General features: G+C 52.4%; 19 protein-coding genes. All 19 read right to left on the reverse strand.

Annotated elements, in window-relative coordinates:
* Window positions 1-21 precede the first annotated feature (21 nt).
* Window positions 22-288, reverse strand: a complete 267-nt coding sequence (locus tag PCAR_RS19300) for a DUF1656 domain-containing protein (protein WP_425358615.1) — start codon at window positions 286-288, stop codon at window positions 22-24.
* Window positions 212-2392 carry an FUSC family protein gene (locus tag PCAR_RS15750; protein ID WP_011342697.1) on the reverse strand — a complete coding sequence of 727 codons (2181 nt, stop codon included), beginning with the start codon at window positions 2390-2392 and terminating at the stop codon, window positions 212-214. The genes PCAR_RS19300 and PCAR_RS15750 overlap by 77 nt, the downstream gene beginning before the upstream one ends.
* Window positions 2389-3954, reverse strand: a complete 1566-nt coding sequence (locus PCAR_RS15755) for an efflux transporter outer membrane subunit (protein WP_052643460.1) — start codon at window positions 3952-3954, stop codon at window positions 2389-2391. The genes PCAR_RS15750 and PCAR_RS15755 overlap by 4 nt, the downstream gene beginning before the upstream one ends.
* A gap of 85 nt (window positions 3955-4039) precedes the next feature.
* The gene (locus PCAR_RS15760; RefSeq protein ID WP_011342699.1) at window positions 4040-4477 is read right to left on the reverse strand and encodes a MarR family winged helix-turn-helix transcriptional regulator; all 438 of its coding nucleotides are present in this window, start codon (window positions 4475-4477) and stop codon (window positions 4040-4042) included.
* Window positions 4478-4600: 123 nt separating this feature from the next.
* Window positions 4601-6577, reverse strand: coding sequence for a UvrD-helicase domain-containing protein (locus tag PCAR_RS15765; RefSeq protein ID WP_011342700.1), 1977 nt, complete (start codon window positions 6575-6577; stop codon window positions 4601-4603).
* Window positions 6578-7280: 703 nt separating this feature from the next.
* Window positions 7281-7940, reverse strand: coding sequence for a hypothetical protein (locus PCAR_RS15770; RefSeq protein WP_011342702.1), 660 nt, complete (start codon window positions 7938-7940; stop codon window positions 7281-7283).
* Window positions 7941-7942: 2 nt separating this feature from the next.
* Window positions 7943-9103, reverse strand: a complete 1161-nt coding sequence (locus PCAR_RS15775; RefSeq protein WP_011342703.1) for a toll/interleukin-1 receptor domain-containing protein — start codon at window positions 9101-9103, stop codon at window positions 7943-7945.
* Between the two features lie 283 nt (window positions 9104-9386).
* Window positions 9387-9986 (reverse strand): TIR domain-containing protein, encoded by a 600-nt coding sequence (locus PCAR_RS15780; protein ID WP_011342704.1) that lies wholly within the window; start codon window positions 9984-9986, stop codon window positions 9387-9389.
* Between the two features lie 37 nt (window positions 9987-10023).
* Entirely contained in the window at window positions 10024-10539 is a 516-nt protein-coding gene (locus PCAR_RS15785; RefSeq protein ID WP_011342705.1) for a toll/interleukin-1 receptor domain-containing protein, read from the reverse strand.
* Window positions 10540-10833: 294 nt separating this feature from the next.
* Entirely contained in the window at window positions 10834-11715 is an 882-nt protein-coding gene (locus PCAR_RS15790; RefSeq protein WP_011342706.1) for a viperin family antiviral radical SAM protein, read from the reverse strand.
* Between the two features lie 81 nt (window positions 11716-11796).
* The gene (locus PCAR_RS15795) at window positions 11797-12846 is read right to left on the reverse strand and encodes a hypothetical protein (RefSeq protein ID WP_011342707.1); all 1050 of its coding nucleotides are present in this window, start codon (window positions 12844-12846) and stop codon (window positions 11797-11799) included.
* 320 nt (window positions 12847-13166) lie between these two features.
* Window positions 13167-14879 (reverse strand): Tn7-like element transposition protein TnsE, encoded by a 1713-nt coding sequence (locus tag PCAR_RS15800; protein ID WP_148204369.1) that lies wholly within the window; start codon window positions 14877-14879, stop codon window positions 13167-13169.
* Entirely contained in the window at window positions 14761-16308 is a 1548-nt protein-coding gene (locus tag PCAR_RS15805; protein ID WP_011342709.1) for a TnsD family Tn7-like transposition protein, read from the reverse strand. Before PCAR_RS15805 ends, PCAR_RS15800 begins: the two co-directional genes overlap by 119 nt.
* Before the next feature lie 143 nt (window positions 16309-16451).
* On the reverse strand, window positions 16452-19406 hold the full coding sequence (locus tag PCAR_RS15810; RefSeq protein WP_011342710.1) for a type I restriction endonuclease subunit R: 2955 nt from the start codon (window positions 19404-19406) through the stop codon (window positions 16452-16454).
* Window positions 19399-20583, reverse strand: coding sequence for a restriction endonuclease subunit S (locus PCAR_RS18140; RefSeq protein ID WP_011342711.1), 1185 nt, complete (start codon window positions 20581-20583; stop codon window positions 19399-19401). The genes PCAR_RS15810 and PCAR_RS18140 overlap by 8 nt, the downstream gene beginning before the upstream one ends.
* A complete protein-coding gene (locus PCAR_RS15820) occupies window positions 20583-22709 on the reverse strand; it encodes a type I restriction-modification system subunit M (RefSeq protein WP_011342712.1) in 2127 nt (708 codons plus the stop codon). Before PCAR_RS15820 ends, PCAR_RS18140 begins: the two co-directional genes overlap by 1 nt.
* Complete coding sequence (locus tag PCAR_RS15825; protein WP_011342713.1) at window positions 22706-22939, reverse strand: hypothetical protein; 234 nt, start codon at window positions 22937-22939, stop codon at window positions 22706-22708. The genes PCAR_RS15820 and PCAR_RS15825 overlap by 4 nt, the downstream gene beginning before the upstream one ends.
* Entirely contained in the window at window positions 22936-24450 is a 1515-nt protein-coding gene (locus PCAR_RS15830; protein ID WP_011342714.1) for a type I restriction-modification system subunit M, read from the reverse strand. The genes PCAR_RS15825 and PCAR_RS15830 overlap by 4 nt, the downstream gene beginning before the upstream one ends.
* 309 nt (window positions 24451-24759) lie before the next feature.
* Window positions 24760-26403 carry an IS630 family transposase gene (locus tag PCAR_RS18145; protein WP_011342715.1) on the reverse strand — a complete coding sequence of 548 codons (1644 nt, stop codon included), beginning with the start codon at window positions 26401-26403 and terminating at the stop codon, window positions 24760-24762.
* Between the last annotated feature and the right edge of the window lie 387 nt (window positions 26404-26790).

Raw genomic sequence — 26790 nt, forward strand, 5'->3', positions numbered from 1 at the left:
CGGTTGGTGATCGTCTGGAAATCAGTTCAGAATAAACAGGCCACAGACTGCGAACATGCAGACGAAAAGGCTTACCTGAAACAGGGGTGGATGCCATACATGGCGATAAACACCGAGGCGGTTCAATAACCCATTCAGAACAGCCTGCAGGGCAATGCACAGAATAAACACGACAAAAAGCGTTGGGACCAAAGCGTCTAACAAAGCGAATTCACGCGGCATACGAAATCTCTCCTCGGTGGCGCGGGGCGGGGCCGTTGGTGCTGGCTGCCAGAGCGGTTTCATCATCAAGCAGGGCTATACGAATAAAATGGAGGGAGGTCGTCATCTGGTGCAGGTCGCCATCCAGAAGATGCCCGGCAGTTTCGCGATTCTGCTGTGAGCGGATAGCATCGATGGCATTCTCAACGCCGGTAATGGCTGCGGCATGGTTGCCGCCGGTCGGTCGCCGGAACAGTTGTTGGATTAAAGCGATGCTTTCATCAACTTCTTTGAGGCGTAGTTGCTGTGACATGTTTTGCGCTGCCTGGCGCAGGTGAATCACGGCGCGACCTGTCTCCAAGGCCAGGAACATCCAATCGAGGGCGTTTTGATCCGGAGAGTTTTGAGCACTTTGTCCGGCGGCGATTTTCTGCAACAGGTCGCGGGTGCCGCTCTCGAAACGATGTTCAAGCCCGGACAACGGAGCGGAACAGACCTTCAATACCTGCCGTCGCAGCATTTTGGGAATGCGGTGTTTGAACCAAGAGCCGGTCGGAGGTATAAAAATTGCGAACATAACCGCGGCAGCAGCCAAACCGAGCATCAGCGCATTGCCGAAATTGAGCATATACATGGGATCGTACTGCATGCTGTTGCTCGGTGCGATCATGAAACATACCATGACACTGTAGGCGAGGCTGTAATTGGCGGTTTTCGGTGACATGGCCAGCCATGATCCGACAAGCAGAAACGGAACCAGGACGGCGCACAGCATGCCGAATCCGCTCAGATGTGGCAAAATCAAGAATTTACAGATAAATGCCGCCGGGAAACCCAATGCGTGGCCGATAAGACCTCCTGTCAATGCTTTGGTGGGGTCGGGGGCCGGGGCGAACAGGGAGCACCCGATAGCTACGCTCATCACGGCGACATTCCCGTACTGCCAGGACGTGCCGATCCAGAACATCGAGATCAGAAACAATGTGAGCATGGCGCGAATACCGTTCAGGATTGCTACCGCGGGATCGGTACGGGAAGCGAAATGCAGGTCTTCACTCCCCAGGGGGCTGTGTTCCTCCGGCCCGGCGGCATAGGCTCCGGTGTAGTCTTGAATCTCCTGTGCCAGACGCCGGATCAGTTCGACGCCGGTAACAAAATCAAGAGTCGTTGGGCTATCCGGAGGAGTGCCGAGATCATGGTGCAGAGCCGCCACCCTCTCATCCAGGGTCGCATTGTAGGCGGCAATACGCCGTGAGGATCGGTGTGCCTCCGCTTCGGTACGGGCAGGCTCACCATCATTGAGCAGGGCCTCGGCCAACGATTCAGCCAGCAAAACCAGTCCCGGAGCGGCTGGAGATTCGGCCTTCTGCAATCGTTTCATAAGCTGGTCAATCGAATGGAGGGTGGTCGATGCCGCCATGAAATCCCTGTTCATCCGGCGCAGGCGGGCATCCCCCCGGGGTGTTTGCGTTGTTTCCAGGAGGGAGGCGCCGCGCAGGGATTCGAGGGTAAGCACGCTATGGATGAAGCGCAGATGCGTGCCCTCAACATCCCGGGGGCTCATCTTTCCTGTGAACAGAGCCTGCACAAAGCCGCAAAATTCCGTATAGCGGCTTTGTACGCTGCGCACAATGGTGCTGCCAAGATGTTGCGGAAAAATCAGGTCGCCGACCAAGCCGGCACAGAGAATCCCGACCGCGACCTCGGAAATGCGATTGCTTGCATAAGCGAAAAAGGACATCGGATGATTGACAAGGCTTAGCCCGACCATGGCTGCGGTGTAACCTGCCAGGGTGAAACCGTAACAGCGAAAATTGCGGTTAAGGGCGGCACCTGCGGTACAGAACCCTACCCACAGCGACAAGCCCAGCAAAAAAAGGACCCTTTGCTGCGGAAACAGGGCAAAGAGAACCAGACAGGCCGCTGCGCCGAAGAGGGTCCCCAAGATACGATAAGCGCTTTTGGTGAGGACCATGCCGGATTGCGGATGCATGAGGACATAAACGGTAACCATCGCCGTTGACGGTTGCCCCAGTTCGAAACGCAGGGATACCCACATGGCCAGCAGTACGGCCAAGGTCTGTTTTAGAGCAAACAACCAAATGGCGGCCTCCTTACCCGTTTGGGCAGCCACCCCTTTCACCGCCGCCAGCAGGTCAAATCGCCTCGGTCTGCGAATGGTGCTTTTCATGGTCGCTTCGCCAGTACGATCGTGTCGGAGGTCTGCGTACCTGGGTCTGCTGCCCCGGTTGCGAAACCGGCGTGTGAGCTGTTGGAGTCCGCTCCGCCACCGAGGGCCTGCATCAGCAGGGCGTGGGCGTCAAGCCTGCGAGCTTCGACCTTCGCTTTGCGCAGAGCCTCGACAAGAGTCTGATTCTGGGCATTGAGGACATCCAGGTAATTGGTGAGGCCGGCACGGTAGCCGCGCATGGCGATGTCATAGGCCCGCTTGGCCAGGGCATTTGCTTTATCCGCCTCGGAACGTTGTTTGTCCAGGGAACGAAGCGTAACGAGGGCATCGGATACCGACTGCAATGCCTCAAGCAGGGTCGCGTTGTAAGACTCCACGGCTTCATCGTAATCGGCGGTTGCGACTCCCAGTTCACTGCGCAGGCGCCCCCCCTCAAAAATAGGCAGGGTGATCGCGGGACCGAACCCGTGCGCCAGCGTCCCGGCGGACATGAATTGAGCGAATCCCAGAGCCGACCATCCGATATAGGCCGTGAGATTGATATTCGGATAAAACGCGGCTTTCGCCGTCTTGATACTCTTGCCGGCCGACTCGACCCTCCAACGCTGGGCTGCCACATCGGGTCGCCGGCCCAAAAGATCGGCAGGCAGCGTCGAAGGCAGTTGAATCGGCACATCCAGTATCGGAGACGGACGCACAATCGCCTCGCCGTAGCCCGGTCCTCTTCCGGTCAGAGTGCTCAACTGATTATGTAGCAGCAAAATGGCTTCCGTTATGCTTTCCAGTTCGGCTCGTGCCGCCGGCACCGGCGTTTCGGCCTGGCTTCGTTCAAATTCCGTGGCCAGGCCGGCAACTTCTCGCGCTTGTGTAATGGCAAGGATATCCCGGCGCTGTTGCAAAGTAGTACGGGCAATGTCCCGCGCCGTATACTGCAGGGATAAAGCGATGTAGGTACGCACAACGGCGGTTTCAAGGTTGAGTTTTACGAGACGCGCCTCGGCCTCGGCAACCTTCACCTTGCCCAGGGCCGCTTCAAGGGCACTGCGGTTTTTTCCCCACAAATCGAGGTTGTAGACAAAATCGAACAGGGCATCGTTATCCCAGTAGGTCTGGCCGAGATACTTTTCACGGCTGAGAACGACACTGGAATTTATCCGCGGCCAAAGAACGGATTTTGCACCGCCGGCCAACGACCGGGCCCTGGCAATCCGGGCTTGTGCGAGGCGCAGGGACGGGTTGTCGGTGGTTGCCTGTTCTACCAGCAGATCGAGTTGAGGGTCACCATAAGCTTTCCACCAGGTTGCCGTTGGCCATGGCGAACCTGTCTCGGCCTCATTCCGGACAGCGCTGCCGGCATCCAGGGTATTCGGGTCGAGCAGCTGCGCTTGAGGTTCGATTCCGCCGGGCAACCTCGCGCAGCCAGGAAGGAACAGGGTCACTGCCGCCAGCGCGAAAAGTGCCTTTTTTACAGGATGCGCACAAGAACGGCGGAAAAGAGAAACACCCCGGAGCGCCCTCGTTGGCAGCTGGTAGATCCCGGTCGTTAGAGAATGCAGGATCATGTGAAGCTTCATGCGTGAAGATGGTGCCCTGAACATACGGTTGTCCTAACAATGGTTGTTGCAACAAGTATAGGCTGAAAAAAAATCAGTCCAAATTGGCCAGGAATTTCCGCAGTAATTCTTTGACCGTTTTTATTTCCGATTCGGAAAATCCCCGGATGGACTCGTCCCTGAGTTGCCGTGACACAGGCACCAACTCTTCCAGAAAGCCTTTGCCCTTCTCGGTTAAAAACACCAGAAAAGCTCTTCTGTCGGCGGGGTCGGGAGTCCGGCGGATCAACTCCTTCCGTTCCATATTGTCCAGAATACGGGTCGTATTGGGTTGCTCTTTGTCTATCCGTTGCGCCAGCGCCCTCTGACAGATCCCCTCATCCACCGCAAGGCAATTGAGCACAAGCCATTGTTCCAGGGTAATGCCAAACGACCTCAGGCGCCGCCAGGCCTCATTCTTGTAACGCTGGCCAACGAAGGATATCAGATAGCCCAGAGAGTCTTCCAATATGGAATAATTTTGACTTGTCATTTGTTCAAAGTACTTGTTGCAACAACTATCGTCAAGAGTAATTTCAGACTTTTTGGATCGGAATCTGAAAAACTGAAATGGCAAAGCATTTCAGTCAACGCTACCTCGCAACTGCGCAAACCGTCAATCCGGATCCTTGTTCCCGCAATCCCCTACCGCCTTCCGACATATTCCAACATCTTCCACAGACCTGTTGCACAGTAATCCGGTAAGGGGTTCATGGTGATAAATCGCCAACCGGTTGCTGGCGCGGGTGATGACGACATACAGCAAGTTTTTGCCAATCTCCGTATCCGGATATGCCTTCCTTGTAGGATTCCATAGAATCACACCGCCAAATTCCAATCCTTTTACCTGATGGGCGTTGGTGATAAGAACACCGGGCTCGAAGGACAGCGAACCGGTCTGCAGCCGCACTCCGGAAATACCCTTCATGGCAGCGTAGACAGACTGTGCCTCGCCTTTATAGCGACAGATAATGGCTGTCAGGCTCTTGGGTTCCCTCTCAAGCAAAACCCTCAACGAACGTTTAAGGTGTGCTAACGACTCTTCTTGCGTATCCCACTTGTGAAAACGAGGATCGGGGCCTTCGTTGACCACTTCGGTGACCGGACGGCCCGACACACGTGAGGCCAAGGCCATGATTTGGGCCGTCGAACGATAACTTACGCAGAGCTCGCCTGACGATAAACCCTGATTTTTCAGATCCATTTGAAAGGCGGAAATGCCTTTGGAGTCCACAAAATCGAGAATCTTTTGTTTTTCATCCGCACACACCGTCAGACTTCTGTGTTTAGTGGTGGCCAGAGTGAGGGCTTTTAATTCGATCAGCGAAAGATCCTGCGCCTCGTCGATCAGAATATGGTCATACCATCCGTAAGCTTCCTGATAAACATCCTCCACTTGGCACCGAAGCTGGAGAAGATGCAGCAGGATCCCGCTATCGTCAAACGAGAGTTCCTGAGTCTGCGCCCCGGAAAGTTTCGCACCGCTGTGCGCCAGGCGCTCTATCTGCCGCCGATCTGAAAGGTGTCTGGCCAGCAGGTCGGTCCGGTTATAAAACGCTTCCAGGTCGGCAAAAGGGTCATCCTGGGCCTTCGTAACACGCACATATTCGACCAAAGCATGATACATCCCGGCCTGCTTTTTCAGCGATCCCAACCCTTGCCCCTGGCAGGCCGAAAACTTGGCGGCCACGCCGAAGGAACGCAAGGCCTTTGCCGACCAGGAATGAAAGGTATCCACCGGCAATCGGTTGGTCAGCAGATCGGTCGAGGTCTGACGGATGTAATCACACAAGGATCGGTTAAACATGACCACCAGGCAGCGTTGCGGCCGAAACAGCTCCGGCTGGTTGAATAACAGAAACGACAGTCTGTGCAGCGCTACCGTCGTTTTGCCGCACCCGGCGCCACCGGTTAAATACAGACAGCCACCGTGCTGTTTTGTAATCAGGCCGAACTGCTCCCGGGAGATCAGGGAAACGATATCCACCATCCGGTGGTCACCCACAGACTCTTTCCGGACGGCACTGGCGTTTTGCCTGCCCTGCTCCACCCAGCCCTCATCGGTCTTCTTCAGAGTGCCTGCGCCGGTCTGGATGGTCAGTAATTCGCGCCTTCGAATGCCGTAGGAAATCTTCTTTTCGATCATTCCGAAGCGTTCTCTTCCGCCGATATCGTCCTCGTACTCCTCCCCCTCTTCCCAATCGTAATAGAGCTTGGATATCTCGGCCTTGCGCCAATCGACAACGATAACCTGCGATCCGGCCATGAGACTTTGCTTGCCGAATAGCAGGTGCTTTTGGCCAATGCGCGGATCTTCATCATGAATGACCACCCCGGCAAGATAGGGAGACTGGCCCTGCTCAAAGGGAACCAGATACTTTGCAGGGTCATACTGTGACAACCGGCGGATTTCGGCCGTCAGACGATCCTTTTCCCGCGGATCGACCGATTCCAGGCGTTCAACCTCAAGATCCCTTATCTTGCGGTCGTGATCGGTCAGTTGCTTCTTGCGGTCGGCTTGAAAACTGTCGACGGCATTACAGACCTCCGAAAGACGTTGTTCTTCCTGCAGGGTAAATGTTTGGGGCATCATCGTGAACCTGTATGGGGAGCATTACGGTCGGGGTAGCGCAACGACTTTAAATCTCTTGCAGAATATACCCTCGGCCGTGAACCGTAAAAATTGATAGAGGCCTATCGGACGCGATTTGCAGCACTTTCCGAAACAAAGCGGAGTGATGTTATACGTAAAAAGAGCAGATAAGGCTAGCCCCTCCGCTCCATTCTGATCCTTATCGGCCAACGCGTTGCCTTTTCCCAAAAAAAACAGCCCGCAGAGCAAACCTCCACGGGCTGTTTTCCATTTTCCATCTCTATTTTTGATTTCTCAACTTTGTCTTCAAAACTCATTCATGTCGGAGGATAAAAAGGTTTGATAAAAAATCCACAAAAATACCTGGGTTAACAGTGCTTCAACAACCTAAAGTTTGATATTTTTTAGCCCATTTTCTTAAATTTCTGCATGGAGCCTTGATAAAAAAGTTTGATATTTTTTGATAACTGTCTGATCATCCGTAAGCTACTTTCTTTCAGACAAACTGTTATTGTCAGGAACTAACCCCTCCCGGTTCCCTTCTGAATGTCTGATAACTGTCTAGATGATCTGAGCCCAATTATGGATAAAATACAATATGACCCAAATTATGGGTAGCAGATTGGGCCATTCGGGATATTCTGGAGGTTGTGGTTTATTGGAAACATGAAGAGTTTCCCGACAATGCTGATAATTCCCGATATCACGTTCTCACGGTCGGAGGATTCCAGTAGCGTTGCACGACATCGGCTGGTTGATCCTCGGGACTTTGGAATCGCTCTTCGCGAACGGAAATCCCGAGGTACCGGTGGAACAGCGCCACGTAGTCGAGGTCATCTCGCAAATCGGGTGCAATCACGCCGATCCGCTCGGCTACCTGAAGTGCTGCACCACCAGCCGAGACAACTGGCACAACCGCCGCATTCGGCTGTAGCCGGCTGAATAACTCAAATTCGTCCACAATGCCAGCCATTCCGCCGATAAACACACCCGCCTTGAATTGGTTTTCGGAGAACATCTGCTCGCGCATCAGGAGAAGACTTTTCTCCCGGTCTTCTGGAACATTAGGGGTGTAAATAACGTTTTGGAACCGGTCATTGTCCTCGGGGAACTCGTCCTGGAAAAACCGTGACTGGTAAAGCCGGACCCATCGACCATATTCTATGCCCATTTCCTGAGCCACAACCCAGATCATCGGCGAGATGGCCGGGTGACCACCCCAAACGAGCTGGCGCCGGCCTAGCGTAACGTGGACGAGTGCCGATACGGCCGCAGTAATCGCTACTACATCGGCAGTCGCTGCGTACTCAGGGCCTCGTTTCGGATCTGGAACACCAGCCGAAAGGAAGATTGCCTCGGCCATACTCATCCTTCCCACGCCGCAAGCGTCCAGCCCGCTTCAGAAACCTTGATGGCGCGAACGGCGCGGATATGCTCGTCCAGCCAATTAAGGTGAGCGACCCATGTATCGCGGATCCCGAGATGATCGTATACAACGACGGGAATTTCTCTCTGATCAGCACGTCGAGCCTTGTTGGCAACGTCGTTAAAAACCTCGGCTGTTGGTATGCCGACGATGGGATAGGCCCATATCCGCCGATCATCGAGAAGGCGCACCGCTATGGCGCGGTGCGCTCCGATCGCCTCAACGCTCGCACCAATTTTCTGGACATCGGCTCTCAGCTTGCCTGTAATTGACATGTAGCGTGCAGCAATGCTGAGGCTCCTCAACCTCTCGACTCGCAGCACAATTGTCTCTGCCATGGTTTCCCTGATCGGACCATCTGAACCTTCGAGGTCCTCCGTCTCCAGGTAGATGGTTTCGGCGAGGTCGGTGAGTTTATTAGGCTTGTGTTCAGGCCAAATGACGCGAAGGACTTGGATTTCCTTTGCTCGGGCTCGACCTATCTCCTGACGCGTCCATCGGCTGTCGAAGTAACTGGGAGTGTCAAGCATAACCATGACATCAGAGTCAACGAGGCGATGCCAAAGCACGTCCTGGAATGGGTCACCGGGACGAATGTCGTGTGTGTCTAGAAACACATCGAAGCCGCGTGCTGTAAGAAGATCGTGGAGTTGCACTGCTGCTGCCCGCGACTCCACCCGCCGATAGCTGACAAAGACTCTGCGCTGCTGGCGGAGCAACCCCACGCATTCGAGCATCGCTGCGGCCAGTTCGGACATCGCGGGATCTCCCGTTCCGCGAACAAACCCGTTGGCAGGCTGAAGGAAATCTGGAATGGTCGAGTTGAAATCCGCGTTTAGGCCAACGGAGGGGATCACCGGGGCACTTGACAGGACAAGTTCCCGCGCCGCTTCCAAATCTGTTTGTTCGGTGCCGCCAAAATATACGGCAGCAAAAGCAGTGTGCTTGTCGCGACCAAAGATAGAAGTTCCGTCGTGAACAATCACCTCATCATTAAGAGCAAGTCCAAACTCTCCCACCATTTCTGCAATAGTAGCAGTGAGCGTTGCTCGATCGTCAGGCGTGGCAGCGCCAAGTATAGCTAGCTCGTAGAGGCTCATGGTGTATTAAGGTCGAGCAGTCTTTGCAGCTGCTTCAATCCAGTTCGGTATGTTGTTGTAGTCATCGCCACGGATCCAATTTGTAAATTTGACATACCCAGGGAAATGGGACATCGCGCCCGCTCCGCTTCACTGTCCGCTAATCAAAAGGGTTCTTAACTTGTTTACCAGCGCTGAGTTGCGGGCCGGATTCCTAGCTCCACCTCATGCCCTCGCGCACAAAGCGATCGTAAGTTTCGGCACCGAAGAGCATCAGCCGTTTCGCATTCTCTCTGTAGACAATTTACCTGCCAGCGAGTGCAGCAGCTGTTTCGATCCAACCATCTATATTCTGACGTCCATTCTGTGCAACAAAGTCGTAACTCATACAGTGAGTGGAAAATTGTACTACCGTTGTGTTTTTTGGAGCAGGGAACCATAGCTCCCCCTCTGGAATGGAAAGTGTATAGTCATCGTACTTGACCCATTTGCCTCCTTTCCACTCAGCAAGATAAATTCCATTTTTTGTTCGGTACACACCCATCTGAGCGAGAGGATCAGCGCCTTTAGTGACTGTTGCTCCATCCTTGTTCTTTACGCCATCTATATAAACTGTCAGCAGACCATTCCCTTTGATTACACTGCGGGCAATCTCATATCTGACCCAGCGACGACTCCACGTATCAGTACCAGCTAGGACGCAAGTTACAGAGGTATTTTTTAATCCCTCCCGAAGAAAAGTCTTGAGCGAATCATCACTTTCTTTTTTGCTAGCTTCAAATACGCTGCTATCAAAGAACCCGCGGTCACTTTGCTCTTCAGGTTTAATGACCCAGCAGTTTCGAACATTCCAAGCCCGCCAAACATCAGGTTCATAATGGAACGAAAAAAAGGTTCTTCTCACCTAGCCCTCCGCAACAAATTCATTATTGTCCGGCTTGTCATCTTAAACTCTTCAACAACATACCACCTGATTTTTGAGCTGCAGGAAATGCTGCCAACCCCCCGCCTTTAGCCTTTTCTATATTACGATATAATTGTAAATATTCATTGCCGTACCATCTTCCTGAGTCAGTAGTTGGGATAACCAGTATTCTATCATGAGGTTTTTTACTATCTGCAAATCCAATCTCCCATGGGCACCATTTAGATTTAGTTGAGTTCGGTGTTGCTAAAAACAAGAACCAATCCATGTCCGAAATTTTTTGTTTTATCTTTATAGCTGTTTCTTTATTCGGTTGATCTGGCATTTCATGGTCTTTCCAATCAATATACAAATCCCAACCGTTTTCGGCTAACAATACCTGTAGTCCCTCAGCTAATTTCACATCTGTGTGGCTATGACAAAGGAATGCAGTCTGTTTGCTTTTAGCTAACGCTTCGTTAGCAGATTTTATTAATGATGTTTTGTAGGCCCTCCCAGAAGCTGCCGCTAACTCAGCTATTGATATTGGCATACTGCCCTCCTTAGCATGTGTATATTAATGGGCATTCAAGGATCATAAGATTTCGCCAATCTATCCCAACCCCAAACACACGTCAAGACGCAAATTGTCCGGCCAGTCGTCCCCAACCTTCTTATAAATATAAATGCGAACAAATATCTTATTTCTCGCAATCACTTAGCAAATAGGAAAAGCCCGCCAATTCTTCTGGCGGGCCTTTCGCGTCCAATTAAATGGTGATTTGGGGAAGAGATAATATTTTCTGACTTAGCAACTTGGATACCTGCTTCACCACGTGGCAACAAGCTACCAGCTGTAAAACCCACCCCGCGAACGGAACCGGGCCACAGAGGTTTCGATCTCAGACAAAGCTGTGGCCCAGCCGACCTGCCAGACGGGGAGGCTGAAACGGTATCGGCCACCAGTGTTACTAAAAAAGCGGCCCTGTGGGTCGATCATAAGGTACGAACCGGTCATCGCTTCATTGTCTTCTACAACCACTTGGCAGAAATTCCGCAGCGGGTCGAGTCTACGGACAAACGCAGAAAACTTTTTGATACTGATCCCCAAGTCGGCAAAACAATGGTCGTTTTGACCGAATATCGGCAGAACCTGGAAGACTTTCAGCCGCTCTGGAAGGATCTCCAAAAGCAGCGACGAGGGGTCCTCTTCTACATTGAAGCGACTGACTGTCACGTTGACCTTAAGCCGGATGTTGTGACGCCTGATCTTCGCTGCGAGAGAGCGATATTCGGTCGCGCCTAGCGGTCTTATGCCGCCAACAGCTCGTCCGGAGGCAAAGTTCGTGGCAGTGACGGGGCTATCGATACTCAGCGCGAGCCAGTCGATGTACCGGGCATTCTCGCCGAGCCACCGGTCCGTTACAAGAGAGCCGTTGGTGACGACCATGGTAGTCATTCCAAAGGCCTTGCTGTGCTTAAGGACATCGGCCAGCCAAGGGCACAGCAACGGTTCGCCACCCGCAAAGGTAATTTTTGCGATACCCGCGCGAGATGCCTCCGCAATGACGGCCAGACTCTTTTGCCAGCCCACCTCCTTGCTTTCTTGTCTTTCAGTTTTGAAACGTGCGAAGCAGAACCTGCACCGCATATTGCAGCTCCCCCAAAGGTGATAGTTCACCGCTGGAATTGCTGCGTCCTTTTTGCTTTGTGCCTGTTGTTGTTGCATGAGCCCACTCCTTTCTTGTCAGAATGAGTGGGCTGTCTAAACAGCACTGACAATGAAGGAGCTTCGGGCTGAAAAGTGATATTAATCGGTTCTGAGGTTCAACGCAAGACTCAGAACACTCAGGTCCAAACAAACTTCCTTCTTTAAGACTTCCATTTTATTGAATATTTGGAGCATCTCAGGAGACTCTTCGATGTGGATTTCTAGATCGCGAATCAGCCCTGGAATAATGAACTGGTCGAGAATTGAAATAAAGCCTCCCATAACATGGTAGAGGTCGAAAAGTCGATCTGGCTCGGGTCTAAGGTTGTCGTCATATCCCAGGACGGGATGGGAATAGCGGTTCAGCAGATCGTATATGGTATCGTAAGCGGTGCGCCAAAACTCCCTTTCCTTAACCTCTCCCACATAGCCCCCCAGAACGTCCCGACAGCGCCACTGCATTGATCCGAAATATCGTTCTTCGCCGATTTTCTGTTGCCTTGCGTCCTCAGTCGGATACCAGTGCTGAGGCTTGCCCTTGCCACGTCGGCCGTTTAGTTGTTTGGCAACCTTCCCTATATCTCTATTGATTTCGGACGTTGTTTTCTGTTCAAAGTCTCGGATAGATTGCGGTTTAAGGTTATCAGGAGTGTCATAAAAGTTGGGCAAATACGGAAACTTTTGATTGTGCTTTTTTTTTGAATAGTCGGCATAGGTCAGAATCCTTCTGGCGACTTGCTCTTTGCTCTCCAGGGTTCGGCCGAAGTCATGAACATAGGCCGCAACCAGCCTGTTCTCAACGCAAAGTTCGAAAATCGATTTGAGTATGGGGTAATAGCAGTCGATGCAATGAACCATGCCCTGGCCGTGAAAAAATGAAAGTCTTGTAAGGCCAATTGTGTAACGCTTAAATCGCACCAAATGAGAGAATATGACGCATTCAAAAGGGTGTTTTTCGAGATGATTCCATCTTTTGGACTGGACGGACATATGCTCGAATAGCTCCGCCACTTTGTGAAAATAGTCCAAAAGCATCGGGAGGTGACCACCCACCTGGAATTGCTCCAGCATCTCTTCCCTGCTTGGCAAGGTGCCCGACGCTTTCATCTTGAGCAGTTCTTCGCCTATCTTTTCGCTATTTGGGAGCATAACTTCCTGTGTCCCAGTGAGGGTGCATCGATAGCTACCGCTGCCCAACCGAGATGTCAGTGATCGAGGTTCGATCCGTTCAAAAGTAAGAATACCCCCATTGCTCGGGGTATCGGCTCTGGATCTTTAAAAAGGCGACTGTTGAACTCCGGTTTTGACTTATCTACAAAGGGGAACGTTTGCGGGGCTGCTCCATGGTTTCCAAACGTTTTTCGTTTGTCCTGAAAAGAGAATGATCGCTCTCTGTTACCCTCTTGGATTGTTTCATGATCGAAGCTTTCTATTTCAATAGTTTTGGGTGCCTGCCGATTTAACCTAAACTACTGCAATTCAGAGGATTGGTCTGTCCGCTCTTTAAATATTATGAAAACTTGCTCAACTCGCTTTTCCAAAATGCCGACCCATGCCTGGTGGTACTCATCAGGCGTTCGCACCTGAGCATCCTCATTTCCATGTGTAATTCTGTGTGGATGTTTACATAAAACGAAAACATTACAATGATCTTTGATAACCCTCTTGTTCCACCTGACCCCATCATCGGAGCACGCTTGCATCACATTTCTAATCCCCTTGACTACATCTCCACCGAAGCTGGCAACCAGCGTACTCAAGGCATGGTTCTTTTTAAGGCTTTCTGTATCAACCTCAATTACAACCAGCGGCAATTCACTGTAATACAGTGTTGCAAGATGGAAAAGCGCCGGCTTTCCTGTTTCCGTCCGCAAGGCAGTCAGCCTTTTGGTGTTGGGCCAAGGGAGTTCATAACATCTTATCTCACCAGCACGGTAATGCTCCCTTTCCACAAGCTCCTCAATAACCTGCTTAAACAGCTTAAACCTTGCTGTCGATTCAGCCGGAATCAGATCTGCAACCTGTTCATCGCCTTCATCAGTACGATTGATCCCGTAATCCAATTCTTGAGTGGTGCCGCTCTCTTCAGCATGACCCACTCCGGCCTCCTCTTTTCTTGGGTCACTATCCTGATTAACGGTTGGAGGAACTTGAGGCCTCCGCTTATCAACATTCAGCGCAATGTTCAATTCGTTGCCAAATGTGAATGAAAATCGTTGGTCTGTTATACTGTCGAGCCTCCTCCCTAATAGCGGCAAACCCTGAAGATTGAGATCCGGATCAGAATCAACCGGATCTATCACAGGATTTTTCCCTCCCGGCGGCACGAGCGGCAAAGGCTCTCGAAAACGCGGATGGTAAATCTCTATTTTGTTTGAATAATCGAAAATAGGGTTGTGGAGGGATACCACCTCCTCTATTTCAAAAAAATGTTCTTTGTAGTTTTCTTCAAACGCACCAAATGCTGATATAGTCCACCCTTGCAAATCAGGCGGTTTGAATTCAAACGACCATGCCGAACCATCCCTTTTCACCCAATTCTCGAATATAGATCCAAAGCTTTTCCTGGCCTGCTGATCGAGAAACATCCATGCCAAGTGAAACCTGGAAGACCGTGAACGCAGATTTGATGCCGGATAATCAGATAAGCGATTAAAACGGATCAAAGTTCGGTCACCACCAGACTCTATATTTGCCAAACCAGAAAGCCCATTCGAACGAAATGCTGTTCTGGCAAGATGTGCGTTCTGCAAAAACATGGCCCTAGCAAGCTCAAACTGCCGGACCCTAATCTTTCTACCTTCAAAATCAGTCAAAAAGAACCAGCTGCCACCGTATTGATCATGATAGCAATCAGACCAGTCCGCTACGCTAAAACTATATTGCTCAGACTCACGGGACGGAATACGTTCCTTGTTAAGATAACAGCTGCCGATGACCAACATCGGAGCAACTTCTATCGGCACACTGCTGACAGGATGGCCAGAAAAATATAAATCGATGTAAGGTCTGAGCCTAAACAGATCGAGTTTGCGGTGTTTTATACATCCAATTTTTTCAAGTTCAGCGTCCTTCGGAAAACGACTGAGACTTCTGCCAGGCTGGGATATTCTGCTGGAGAATGCGCCTTGCAGCTTCTCGATAACTTTCTTTACTGAGTCCTGCCATCCGTTGGATTTCATGAACCGCTATCCCTTGCTCTTGCCTCTGAATCAACTCAGACAGTATGGCAAACAACCGGCGAGCTTGATATTTTTCTACAGACTCTGCATGCCTGACAAAGAATGCCGCGCACAATGGCAAAAGATCCAATTTCTTTTCAAGTAGGCAACGATTCTCTACCTGCCGACAGTACCAGGCTTTTGACCTTCTTGGGCCGCTGAGGTTTAACCCATTCTTTTTTTCTACCGCCAGCAACTGCCGCAATATTTTGAGATCACGGGCGTGCCAGTTAACCCTAGGCCTGCGGTTACGTTCCAGCCGTTGTGGTTTATGTCTCTGCAACCAATCGTGATCGTATCGATATAACCAAGAATAAAGCCGCTCTCCTTCCCTGTCTGATCTGATATTTTTCAGCGAAGAATTCCTTTTCACCAGACTTCTCCAACTCTCACGATACTTGCAGCGGTTCTGCTTTGCCTTCGGCGAAAAGTATTGCTTTTTCTCTGTAGGATATTGAGGGCACTTACTCACATCCTCTAGCACATCCTTGACACTTCTAGTGTCAGGGTTGAGGGCCAACCAACAAACCATGTGCTGCAAATATGTAAAAGGCTTTCTATGCCTACGGAATATTCTGACGAGCCAGTTGTCCGCAGACTCCAAGCATAGACCATTAATCTTAAGCCACTCTCCACCCCAATAGGTAGTCACAATCCCGGAAATTGCGACATGATTCGCCCTATTTCTCTTCAAATTTCCTGTATCTGACGCAACTTTTTGATAGTACGAACTCCATTGCCCCATATCGGGAACTTCAGGAACTGGGCCGAGGAGTTCTTGTACCAGAGTCGCAAGTTTTATCTCTTTTGCATCAGCAGCTCCACTATCTATGAAACCCTGTGCCTCAATCTCTTGGGTGCCGACAAAATGATGTCGATGCGGAGACTGCATCTCCAAACCGGCACCAATCAGTAGGCAGTGATGTATCGGGCAACACTCTACACCGGGACACTGAAACAGCCTCTGCCAGAAGGCATAACCAAACTCCCTTTGCTGGGATTGCCAGCAAATCGGGCAAATCTTAAAACGGCTTGGCCATATCTGGCTGGAGCTATTGATACCTGACCTGAGCATGCTGGGATTGGTGCCAGCTCTTCTCAAGTCCCTAAGCAGCTGTCCATATCTTGCATGTGGTATAAAAGGGCGGAACAGGGGCAGGATGGTATGGGATTCAATAAGTTTGTGAGCCTCAATGCGCCAGACATGGCCCACCTGAGCCAACAACTGATCAATATGCCCCTGAAACAAGGCGGAAGGAACCACCTGGCGAGAGTCAAACAACAGCTTCAGAGCAACTTTATCGTTTCTAATCCCTTGCCGTTGAACGAACCTGGAGATTATACTGCCAAGCAACTCATCCGGATGAGCTACCGGAAACTGCACAATCATATCCCATCACACTCCCGGCCTCCTATGACTACAAGATATACCTGATTGCAGCGAATTACTTTCCATTCCAAGTAGACAAATGTTTCTTTCCTCTGGCTTTTGCCTTGTTCATTGTGATCGCTGAGAGACAAAAATAATCACAATCAATAATATTGTTTAACATAACTGTACGCCTTGTCGAACAGATCCTGGTCCTTGACCTGGTATTTCACATAAATCACTTTGCGCAGGGCCTTCTGGACCTCGCGCTCCCCAGCATGGGTGTTTTGCCAGCCGGGGAACCGAACCATCCGCACAATCTCGTCGATGTCGTTGACGACCCGCTCGACAACCACTGGCGTCTTACCGCTCTTCACCTCGGCGAACAGCTCGGTCAAGGCCGCCTTGGCTTTGGCCTGTTCATCGACCGGGTCCACCTGCTTCTCGGCCTGGACAACCTCCTTGGCCAGGGTCAGCAGTTCCTTTAGGAAGTCGAGGCTGTGGAGCAGGCCCTGTTCGTGCCGCTCTTTGAGCTTTTCGAGACGTTCACCCAGGGCGACAAACTTTGGATTGTCCTTGTGCTTGCGCAGGCGGGCGATGAGCTTAATCTCGATTTCCTTGGATTTCTTGTCCGGGTCCTTGGCATCAAGCAGCCCTTCGAGTACCTCGGCGTCCATCACCAGGGTGTCCAGATCGTCGCGCACTGTCTCCAGATGTACGTTTTTATGCACCAGCTCGATGGTCTTGGCCCCCAGGGCGTGCCAGAGCAGCTTGCCGTTGCCGCTCGGCGGCTTCACCGACTCATACACCTGGGTCAGCCATTTATAGTCCTTTTCATAAGGGCCGAGACAGGGATCGGGAGACAGCGCCTCCCACAAACAGGAGAGCACCGAGTATTCGGCCGCGAACTTGTCCCGGGTCTCGTTATCCGGCAGACAATCCTGCGCCGCGATCAGCCCTTCGTAGCCACCGACGGTGCGGTCCACGCCAGGGAAGAACGAAAGGCTCTTCGCCACAACGCCGGGCAGCTCTTTCTTGAGGTCATCCAGATTGGTGATGACCTTCTGCACCGCCTTTTCATCGAAATCGAGGGCCGTGGCCACATCATCGAAGATGCCCAGGTAATCCACGATCAGGCCGTGGGTCTTGCCGGGGTAGACACGGTTGGTGCGGCAGATGGCCTGCAGCAGGTTGTGATCCTTCATCGGCTTGTCGAGGTACATCACCTGCAGAATGGGCGCATCGAAGCCGGTCAGTAGCTTGGAAGTGACGATCAGGAACTTAAGCGGATCGTTCGGATCGCGGAAACGGTCGAGAAGCTTTTCCTCCTCGTCTTTGGTCAGTTTCCATTCCGCGTACTCATCGGACTTGCCACCCTGGGTGTGCATGACGATGGCGCTGGCCTCTGGGCCGACCAGCTCATCCATAGCCTTCTTGTAGAGAACACAGCACTCCCGGTCAAAGGTCACCACTTGGGCTTTGAAGCCGTTCGGCTCCACCTTCTCCTGGAAGTGCTTAACAATGTGCTGGCAGATGGCGTTCACCCGCGCCGGGGCCTTAATCAGCACCGCCATCTTGGCGGCCCGCTTGGCCAGGTCATCACGATCCAACTCGCTCAGCTCATCGGTCATCTGAGAGTAGGCTTCGTCGATGGCGTCCTTGTTGATGTGCAGCTTCACGTCCACCGCCTCGAAGTGCAGCGGCAGCGTGGCCTTGTCCCGGATCGAGTCCTGGAACGAGTAGCGGCTCATATAGCCCTGTTCATCCTCATCCGCGCCGAAGGCCCAAAAGGTGTTGCGGTCCCGCTTGTTGATCGGCGTGCCGGTCAGACCAAAGAGAAAGGCGTTGGGCAGCGCGTCGCGCATCTTGCGCCCCAGATCGCCTTCCTGTGTACGGTGCGCCTCGTCCACCATCACGATGATGTTCGAGCGCTCATTCAGGCGGCCGTCCGCCTCGCCGAATTTATGAATGGTAGTGATGATGATCTTGCGGGTATCGGCCGCCAGTAGGCTTTGCAGCTCCTGCCGGGTGGCGGCTCCGATCATGTTCGGGATATCGGCGGCATTGAAGGTGGCGGTGATCTGGGTATCCAGGTCGATGCGGTCCACCACGATCATTACCGTGGGGTTGCCGAGCTTACGATGCATCCGCAGCTTCTGCGCCGCGAACACCATCAGCAGCGATTTGCCTGAGCCTTGGAAATGCCAGATCAGGCCCTTCTTGGGATAGCCCTTGACCACGCGGGCCACCATCAGGTTAGCGCCTTCGTACTGCTGATAGCGGCAGATGATCTTGATGCGCCGGTGCTTCTTGTCGGTGGCGAACAGAGTGAAGTTCTGCAGAATGTCTAGCACCACATGGGGGCACAGCATGGAGCGGATGGAGCGCTGCACGTCTGCAAGCGTCCCCTCGGCCTTGTTCTCGCCTTCGTGCCACGGCCCCCAGATATCGATGGGCATGCGCACCGAGCCGTACCGATAGCTCTTGCCCTCGGTGGCAAAAGAGAGGACGTTGGGCACAAACATCTGCGGCACGCTCTGTTCGTAGCCGTTGTGGATGTCGCTGGCTCCGTCCACCCAGGTCACCGCCGGGCGCACCGGCGTTTTGGCCTCGCCGACCACCAGCGGGATACCGTTGACCAGCATGACAATGTCGAAACGGCGACCGCCTTCTTTGACCGGATAGACCCACTGGTTGGTAACCACGTAATCGTTGTTGCTGAGATTCTCGAAGTCGATCAAGCGCACCGGCGTATGTTCGCCGCGTTCACCGAAAGGCATGGATTTCTCGCCCCGCAGCCATTCGGCAAACAGCTCGTTGGCCCGCACCAGGCCTTCGCTCTGCACCGACAGCGGGATGGTCCGCAGACGATAGAGCACCTCGTCGGCACGGTCGGGCTGGGCCTTGATTTCCGGGTTCAGGCGGATGAGGGCGTCGCGCACCATCGACTCCACCAGCACGTCGGAGTGCTGGCGCGGCAGCTCCTCGGCGGCCACGAAACGCCAGCCTTTGATCTCGCCGCCGTAACTGGCGAGCTCTTCGGCAACCATGTTCGAAATCACGCCGCCACAGAGCATGTCGAGAGCCATCTGTTCGACAGTGTTTTCTTCGTTAAACATGGGCGGCTCCCTCCACGACTAAATTTCCTATGAGATGCTTTTTGAGTGCTACAAGTTTTTGGTGATGCACTACAGCATTTGCATGCAAACTTTTTGTCCGCTCAAGCAATCCAAGGAATTCTCCCGCTTTAGACCCTTCGGGAAGGTGAAACGGGATTTTCTTGATCGTTGTGGCGTTGAGATTGGGCATCGTTGTTCCGACGGAAAATCGATCTAACCAGCGATTTGTAGATGAACTCGTAACTGCCCAAAAAACGGCACGTGGATTTATTCCTTCTTTTAATCGAACTCTTATTGTGCCGGTTCCGCAAAGCCAATTTTCTTGATGGGCTAAAACAAGAGCGCGTTTTGTAAGATCTCCTCTACGAGGGAATAGAATGTCGTTTTCGGACAAGCGGTAATTTTGTAGTTCGAGAGCCTTCTCCTCACTTATTCTTGCAACTTTTTCTTCCTGAATGACACCCTTCTCGATATCAGCAGGCATTACCACAGGAACCCCCTCAGATTGATAATCTTCAGCGTGAAGAAGGCTTCCAAATGGCCCGATTTTTATTCCATCGGATGGGCAATAATCTCCCAGCACACTGGTGACGTTCGTTGATGTAATATTGTTTTCAATCAGAGTTTCCACGTAGGCATTCAGATCGCTGGTAAGCGATGCATATTTTTCCACCGCCTCATCTGCTGCCCACAGGATCTCGGCAATGCGCTTCTGTTCATCAAGGGGCGGCAACGGGAATTCAAAGTCTTTAAGCGCCCTCCAACTGGTTCTCGGTGACAGCGAACCGACCGAGGTATCAAGCGCATAATCGAAAAACGCATCGCTCTGGCAGATAAAGGGCAGGAGTTCCGCCAGCAGAATCTTTGCGTTTTTTGGCTCGAACGTCAGGATGTCCCCGGAGCAAATGCCTTCAAACTCGGCAAAGGCAACCTTGCGTTGATAGGCCCGGCGTTTACCGAAAAGAGTCTGTCCCGGCACAAATTTGCGGGTAAACGATGTGCCATCCGCAACAGAGTTCCAGCGCCGGATGTGCAGATTTTCGGGGTCGATGTGTTCGAGCCCGACGATTCTTTCAATGGCATTGGCCTCGGGATCACGCTCCACAAGATTGGAGTTCTTCACCACCTCGCCAAACTTCACCATCTCCCAGCCTGGCTTCAAGGAGCGTTTATTCATCACACGGCTCCTTGCCCAAAGGCGTCCGTAGGTGTCAATCGTTTTTCCCGCATCCATACAAGCCCCCTGTGCCACCGCTTAGCAGGAATACGCTTCTTGCTTTCATGCCAGTTGTTCAGAACTTCCTGGACAATCTGGTCATCGGAAGGCGCTGTTCCCTGATCCAGAAAATCATGCCAGGCGCTGAAGAGGGTTGCCACAATTTCACACTGTTCCGTGGTGGCGGCTCTCAGTAACTCCACTATGTCGTGGATATATTTACTTTCCCTGGGAAAATACCGTTCGAAATATCCTTCATGACTACCGAACTTTTCCCCTTTCAGGTATTCGATCCGTTTTCCATTTTTCTTTATAATAAACCACTTGTTTTTCGTAAAGGTTCTGTCTGTTGACCGTCTGGCCTTGGGATCATAAGGGCCGGCAGCCTGGCGCAGGTGGTGATGCTCTAGGGCTTCACTCAAACCGAGCATTTTTTCACAGAGGAAAACGATTTTTTCGTGCTTCACGGAGCCAAAGGTGGGCTCCATGTGCAGCTTGGAGGTAACCTCCGCTGCCAAAACCGCTCGTTTAAAAGCGGGTTGAACGACCCTTTCCTTATGAATTGTTTTTTTGGTTATTGTCCTGATTGGTGCATCGGTTTTTGACGAAACTCCTTCCAGAATTCCAAATAGGTAGTCCATAGATTTCCGCAATGCTTTTGAACTCTTCTGCCAATCGGCAATAGCCTGTTGCAAGCCAAAGGTTTCGCTCCTCTCCTGAGCATTGCTGTTGTCCGCTCGAACGTAAAGCGGGATGCTGAGATTGCTGCCTTTCTCCCGGATCTCATCATCGCCGACCACCCGGGCAAAGCCGTCCTCGTCGCCAAAGGTCTGGTAGGCGGCGACAATGTGCTGGATGTGGTCGTCGGTCAGAAAGCTCTGCGCCCGCTCGCGGGTCACCTCGTTCACCGCGTTGATGAAGAGCACCTTATTCCTGCGCTCCTTGGGCTTGTTCATCCGGCAGATAACGACGCAGGCTTCCATGGGCGAGTTGTAAAAGAGGTTGGGACCGAGGCCCAGCACGCACTCCACAACATCGTGGGCGACCAGTTTCTCACGCATGGCCAGCTCTTCGTTGCGGAAGAGAACACCATGCGGAAACAGGATGGCGCAGCGACCACTCTTGGCCTTCATGCTCTTGATGATGTGCTGCCAGAAGGCATAGTCGGCGCGGCCCTGGGGCGGAGTGCCGTAGAGGTTCCGGCCCCACGAATCGGCGGACCAGGCATCACGGTCCCACTGCTTGATGGAATACGGCGGATTGGCCAACACCACGTCGAACTGCTTAAGCCGGTCGCCTTCGACAAAGGCGGGATTGGCCAGGGTATCGCCCCGGACGATGCGAAAGTCCTCGATGCCATGCAGGAACAGGTTCATCCGGCCGATGGCCGAGGTGAGCAGATTACGCTCCTGACCGAATAGCCGCAGGTTCCGCCATTCCTTGTTCTGCCGTTTGAGGTGGGCGACGGCGGAGAGCAGCATGCCCGCCGAACCGCAGGTGGGGTCATAGATAGACTCGCCCGGCCTGGGTTCAAGCATCTCGGTCATCAGGTGAACCACGGTGCGGTTGGTATAGAACTCCGCAGCGGTGTGGCCGGAATCGTCAGCGAACTTCTTGATCAGAAACTCATAGCCCACGCCCAGCTCATCCTCGGGGCAGTTGGAGAGCGAAAGCGTCTGCGAGCTGAAATGCTCGATCAGCTCGCGCAGCATGCGGTCCGGCAGGCGGTCCTTATTGGTCCACTGGGCATCACCGAAGACCCCGTACAGGGTATCGGGGTTGGCCGTCTCAATCGCCCGCAGGGCATCCTGAATGACCTTGCCCACGTTCTTGACCTTGGTGCGGGTGGCCTTCCAGTGGGCGTCTTCCGGGATCTGGAAGCGATGCTGCTCAGGGAGTGCGGCGTATTCCTGATCGCCGCCGGACTCCTCCAGCGCATCGGCCAGTTCTTCGTCGTACACGTCGCACAGGCGCTTGTAGAACAGCAGCGGGAAGATGAACTGCTTGTAGTCCCCGGCATCGATGTAACCACGCAGCAAGGTGGCCGCGCCCCAGAGGTAGGATTCAAGTTGGGATTGGGAAATCATTGCACCTGCCTCCGGAAAATCTTGAGCCCGCAGTGGGTGCATTCCCACGCTGGATCGTCGTCGCTGATACAGCAGCCGCCAAGCGTGATCCTGCCTTCATTCATTTTTCGTTCTAACTCCTCATCGAACGCGGGCATGCCATAGAGGATGCTGGCCAAAGGGGCCTGCCCGCATTCGGGACATTTCCGTGGTTTCTGCGCACGTTCGACTCGGGTTGATGTGTTGTTCATGCCATCAATCCTTCTTTTTCGAGCAGCGCCTTCAGCCGATCCTCGGCCGCACACGCCGCCTGCAGCGCTTCTTTGAGATTGGCGATGGCCCGATCGATGGTTATCGATTCTTCTTCAATCACCGGCTCCACGTAACGGGGGATGGTCAGGTTGAAATCGTTCTCGCGGATTTCGTCGAGCGTGACCACCCGGCAGATCCCTTCCACATCCTGATAGTCCTCGTACCAGCGATGGATGTTGTCCACGTGTTCCGGCAGAAGCTCATTCTGGGCGCGCCCGGTCTTGAACTCCTTCGAGGCGTCGATGAACAGCACCTTCTGGCGGTGATCCTTGGGCTTGCTGTCCCGGAAGACCAGCACGCAGGGCGCGAGTCCGGTGCCGTAGAAGATATTCTTCCCGAGGCCGATCACCGCTTCGAGGATATCCATTTCCAGCAGCTTGTGCCGGATTTTTCCTTCCTTGGACATGCGGAACAGCACACCATGGGGAAGCACCACAGCCATGCGGCCGGTCTTGCGGGCCATGGATTTGACCATGTGTTGAACCCAGGCGAAGTCGCCGGATTTGGCTGGCGGCAGCCCGGCAAAGTTGCGGCCGTAGGGATCGTTGGTCCAGGCGTCGTCCCCCCATTTTTTAAGGGAGAACGGAGGATTGGCGATGACGCAGTCAAAGGTAGCGAGACTGTCGCCTGAATAAAAAGCGGGTAAGCGCAGCGTGTCGCCGCGTTCGATATGGAAATCTTCCGCGCCGTGGAGAAAGAGGTTCATCCTGGCGATAGAGGATGTGGTCAGGTTCTTTTCCTGGCCGTAGAGCTTGCCCAGCATGAGGTGCTCGTCACCGCCATGCTCTTTGACATGGTGCAGGGCCTCGAGGAGCATGCCGCCGGTCCCGCAGGCCGGGTCATAGATGGTTTCCCCCGCCTTGGGCGCAAGGATGCGAACCATCAGCGCGACCACGGAACGCGGGGTATAGAATTCACCGGCCTTCTTGTTGGTCAGGTCGGCAAATTTCTTGATCAGGTATTCATAGGCCTGTCCGAGAATGTCCGCCTTGCAATGCTCATTGCCCAGGTTGAGCGACGAAAAATGTTCGAGCAGGTCCTTGAGCAGCGCGTCCGAAAGGCGCTCCTTGTTCGTCCACTGGGCATCGCCGAAGATGCCGTGCAGGGTGTCCGGATTGGCCTGCTCGATACAGCGCATGGCCTTCTGGAGCGCATGGCCGATATTGGCGCTCTTGGCTCGGGCATCCTTCCAATGGCAGTTCTCCGGAACCTGGAACCGGTGATTTTCGGGGAACTGGGCAAATTCCACGTCGCCGTCGGACTCTTCCAGGGCAGCGGCATACTCTTCGTCATAGACGTCGGAGAGCCGCTTGAAGAACAGCAGCGGGAAGATGTAAGTCTTGAAGTCGGCCGCGTCGACAGGACCGCGCAGGATATTGGCCGCCTGCCAGAGATGCCCGGAGAGGGATGATATATCGATATTTTGTGACTGTATTGACAATGATTTCATCAATGATTTTCCTGACAAACTAAAAAGAATAAAAGACCGTGAGGAAATGCCTTGCGACCTTCACCGAAGAACTCATCCCAAAGAGAATATATAGATTCTAAGAGATTATCAAAAGAAAAAAGGGCCCCGAAAGAATAGCCCCATCACTTCAAATTTTGCTCGGCTGTTTCAGCAGAATCTGCCACGTTAGACACTGAATAAGATGCCCTTTACACAATGCCGCTTAGTATAACGGCGCAAGTAATTTGAGATTTTGCCGCACATGTTTTGAGATATTTTATCCGATTTCAAGCAGCTATAAAAGTAGCTTTACATCTTTCTAAAAAGCCCTCCTGGTAGACTCTCAACATCGAACCTCTCTTTGTCCCAAATCTTATTCCCTGCCCTCCGAGGGTGCTCTTTGAAAAAATCGTTGCGCTCTTTGAAATGCAGTGAAATAGCCGCCTGCATTTTCTTTTTCGAAGGATAATCGCTGTTGTGGATTACGGCTCTCTTGAGACCGCTGATTACACTCTCTACAACGTTGAGGAATTGGGCATTCGAGGGCAGTGGAACCACCTCCAACAAAGGGTAGCTGCCGCGCTCTTTAGATATTTCGTTGGATTTTTCAATCCAGAACTTTACTGTATCCGAGCTGTGAGACGACATGGCATCCCACGTAAGATACAACCTGCTAAAAGGTTGGTACTGCGTGCGGAGTTGTTTTAATAGAGAAATAACAGCAGCCGCGCTCTTTCTTTCAATAAACTGCCAAGTAGCTTGGTTTGAAACAGCTTCCAATGCAGCGATGAAGCTCACTGAACCTTTGATTTTTTGCACTTCCGGAACCGTTGGCGTTTCACCTGGCAGGGCCAGTGTTTTTCCACCATATTTTTTGACTTTCCAAGGGCCAGCTTCATCGATGAAAAAGAATGCTTCATCCCCCTTCAGATTATGAAGGACGTGCAATAGCACCGCAACTTTTTGTCGATAATCTGGATCAGGGCTCGTGAGAACCTTTCTCGCGTGCCGCCAGGTGTACCCCGACTCTTTTATGATGCGCTGCAGAGCGCCTTTCGGTAAGGACTCCTTGTGGGTATTTTCGAATGCTTGGATAAGTGCTCCATGCGTCCAGGACGTTCGGTTGATACCGTAATTGGATGGGGGAGCATGCAGGATTTCCAGCACCAAAGCTTTTCTCTTCTCGTTTATCTCCTCTCGCTTTCCTCCGCCCTGAGTTGTTTCGATAAAATCCAGCCCCTGTTCTCCAAAGAGTTGGAGCCATCTGTAAACCGTCCTCCTTGTTCTATGGGTTGCGACAGTGACTTCATGCATCGACCTGTTTTCTTTAGCCATAAGCAACGCCAGAGCTCTTGCTTGATGGTTGCGGTGGGTGCTTGCCAGGTATTTTTCCAGCTTTTGTTGTTCGTCATGCGATATTGGTCTTGGCAAGGACAAGATAGAGTCCTTTTCCAGATTCTTCAAGTTTTCGTCCAGAAACCTCTCAAAAGCTTTGCTAACATCAGGGTTAAATGCCGGATTGAGTTGAACAATAGCATTCACCTGCTTGAGGCAGGACAAAGGGTTTCTCACGTCGATTTCCAAAACCACCTTAACGGACTTTCGACCGGAAGGCGACCTGGTTGATATTCTCGTTCTTTTTTGAGGATTTGATGATGAGGCAGGTTGCTTGCGCCGACTCCCATACTTGGGAATCAATCCATCGATACCATGATTTCCATAATCGTGGAGCCAATGGTAAAAGGTGCGCAGGCTTACTCCGTACTCTTTACAGAATTTTATCGTCGCCTTTTTCAGGCGGAAGCTATCTCCAAGCCTTTTGGCTTCTTCGGGGAGATATCGCTCTTCATACTCCTTGATCAACAGGAATCGCTTCTCCGCACGCACACGGTTGTACTCCGGAATGTCCTTCAATCGGGCAAGTTCGGTGTAGTATTTAATGACGGGATCCACGACTTCGCCTCCGACAACCTACGGGCATCAACTTGGCTCAGCTATATTATCCCCCCCTCCACAGCTTGGCTGAAAAGAGGGCTTTGCTTTTACCTTGCTTGGTCGTGTGTTAAGATTTATTAAACATTGTGAACAAGGGTTTGTAGAAAGGAAGGCCATGGAAACATCGACACCCTGCAATCCGAAGATATCACCCATATGGGCCATAGTGGTCATTGCGAGCCTATTCGGGTTCGCTTGGTTAATGTCCGGGGCTCAGCCACTCGCCCGTAAGATACTTTGGCTCCTGGCCCTTTTCGGTTTTGCCGGACTGGGAATCAAAACCCTGTCTCTTCTGGCAGCGTTTATCATCCGGCCTTTTTTGCGACGCTAACCTTTTCCCCCAGG

It is taken from the genome of Syntrophotalea carbinolica DSM 2380, assembly GCF_000012885.1.
Lineage (GTDB): Bacteria > Desulfobacterota > Desulfuromonadia > Desulfuromonadales > Syntrophotaleaceae > Syntrophotalea > Syntrophotalea carbinolica.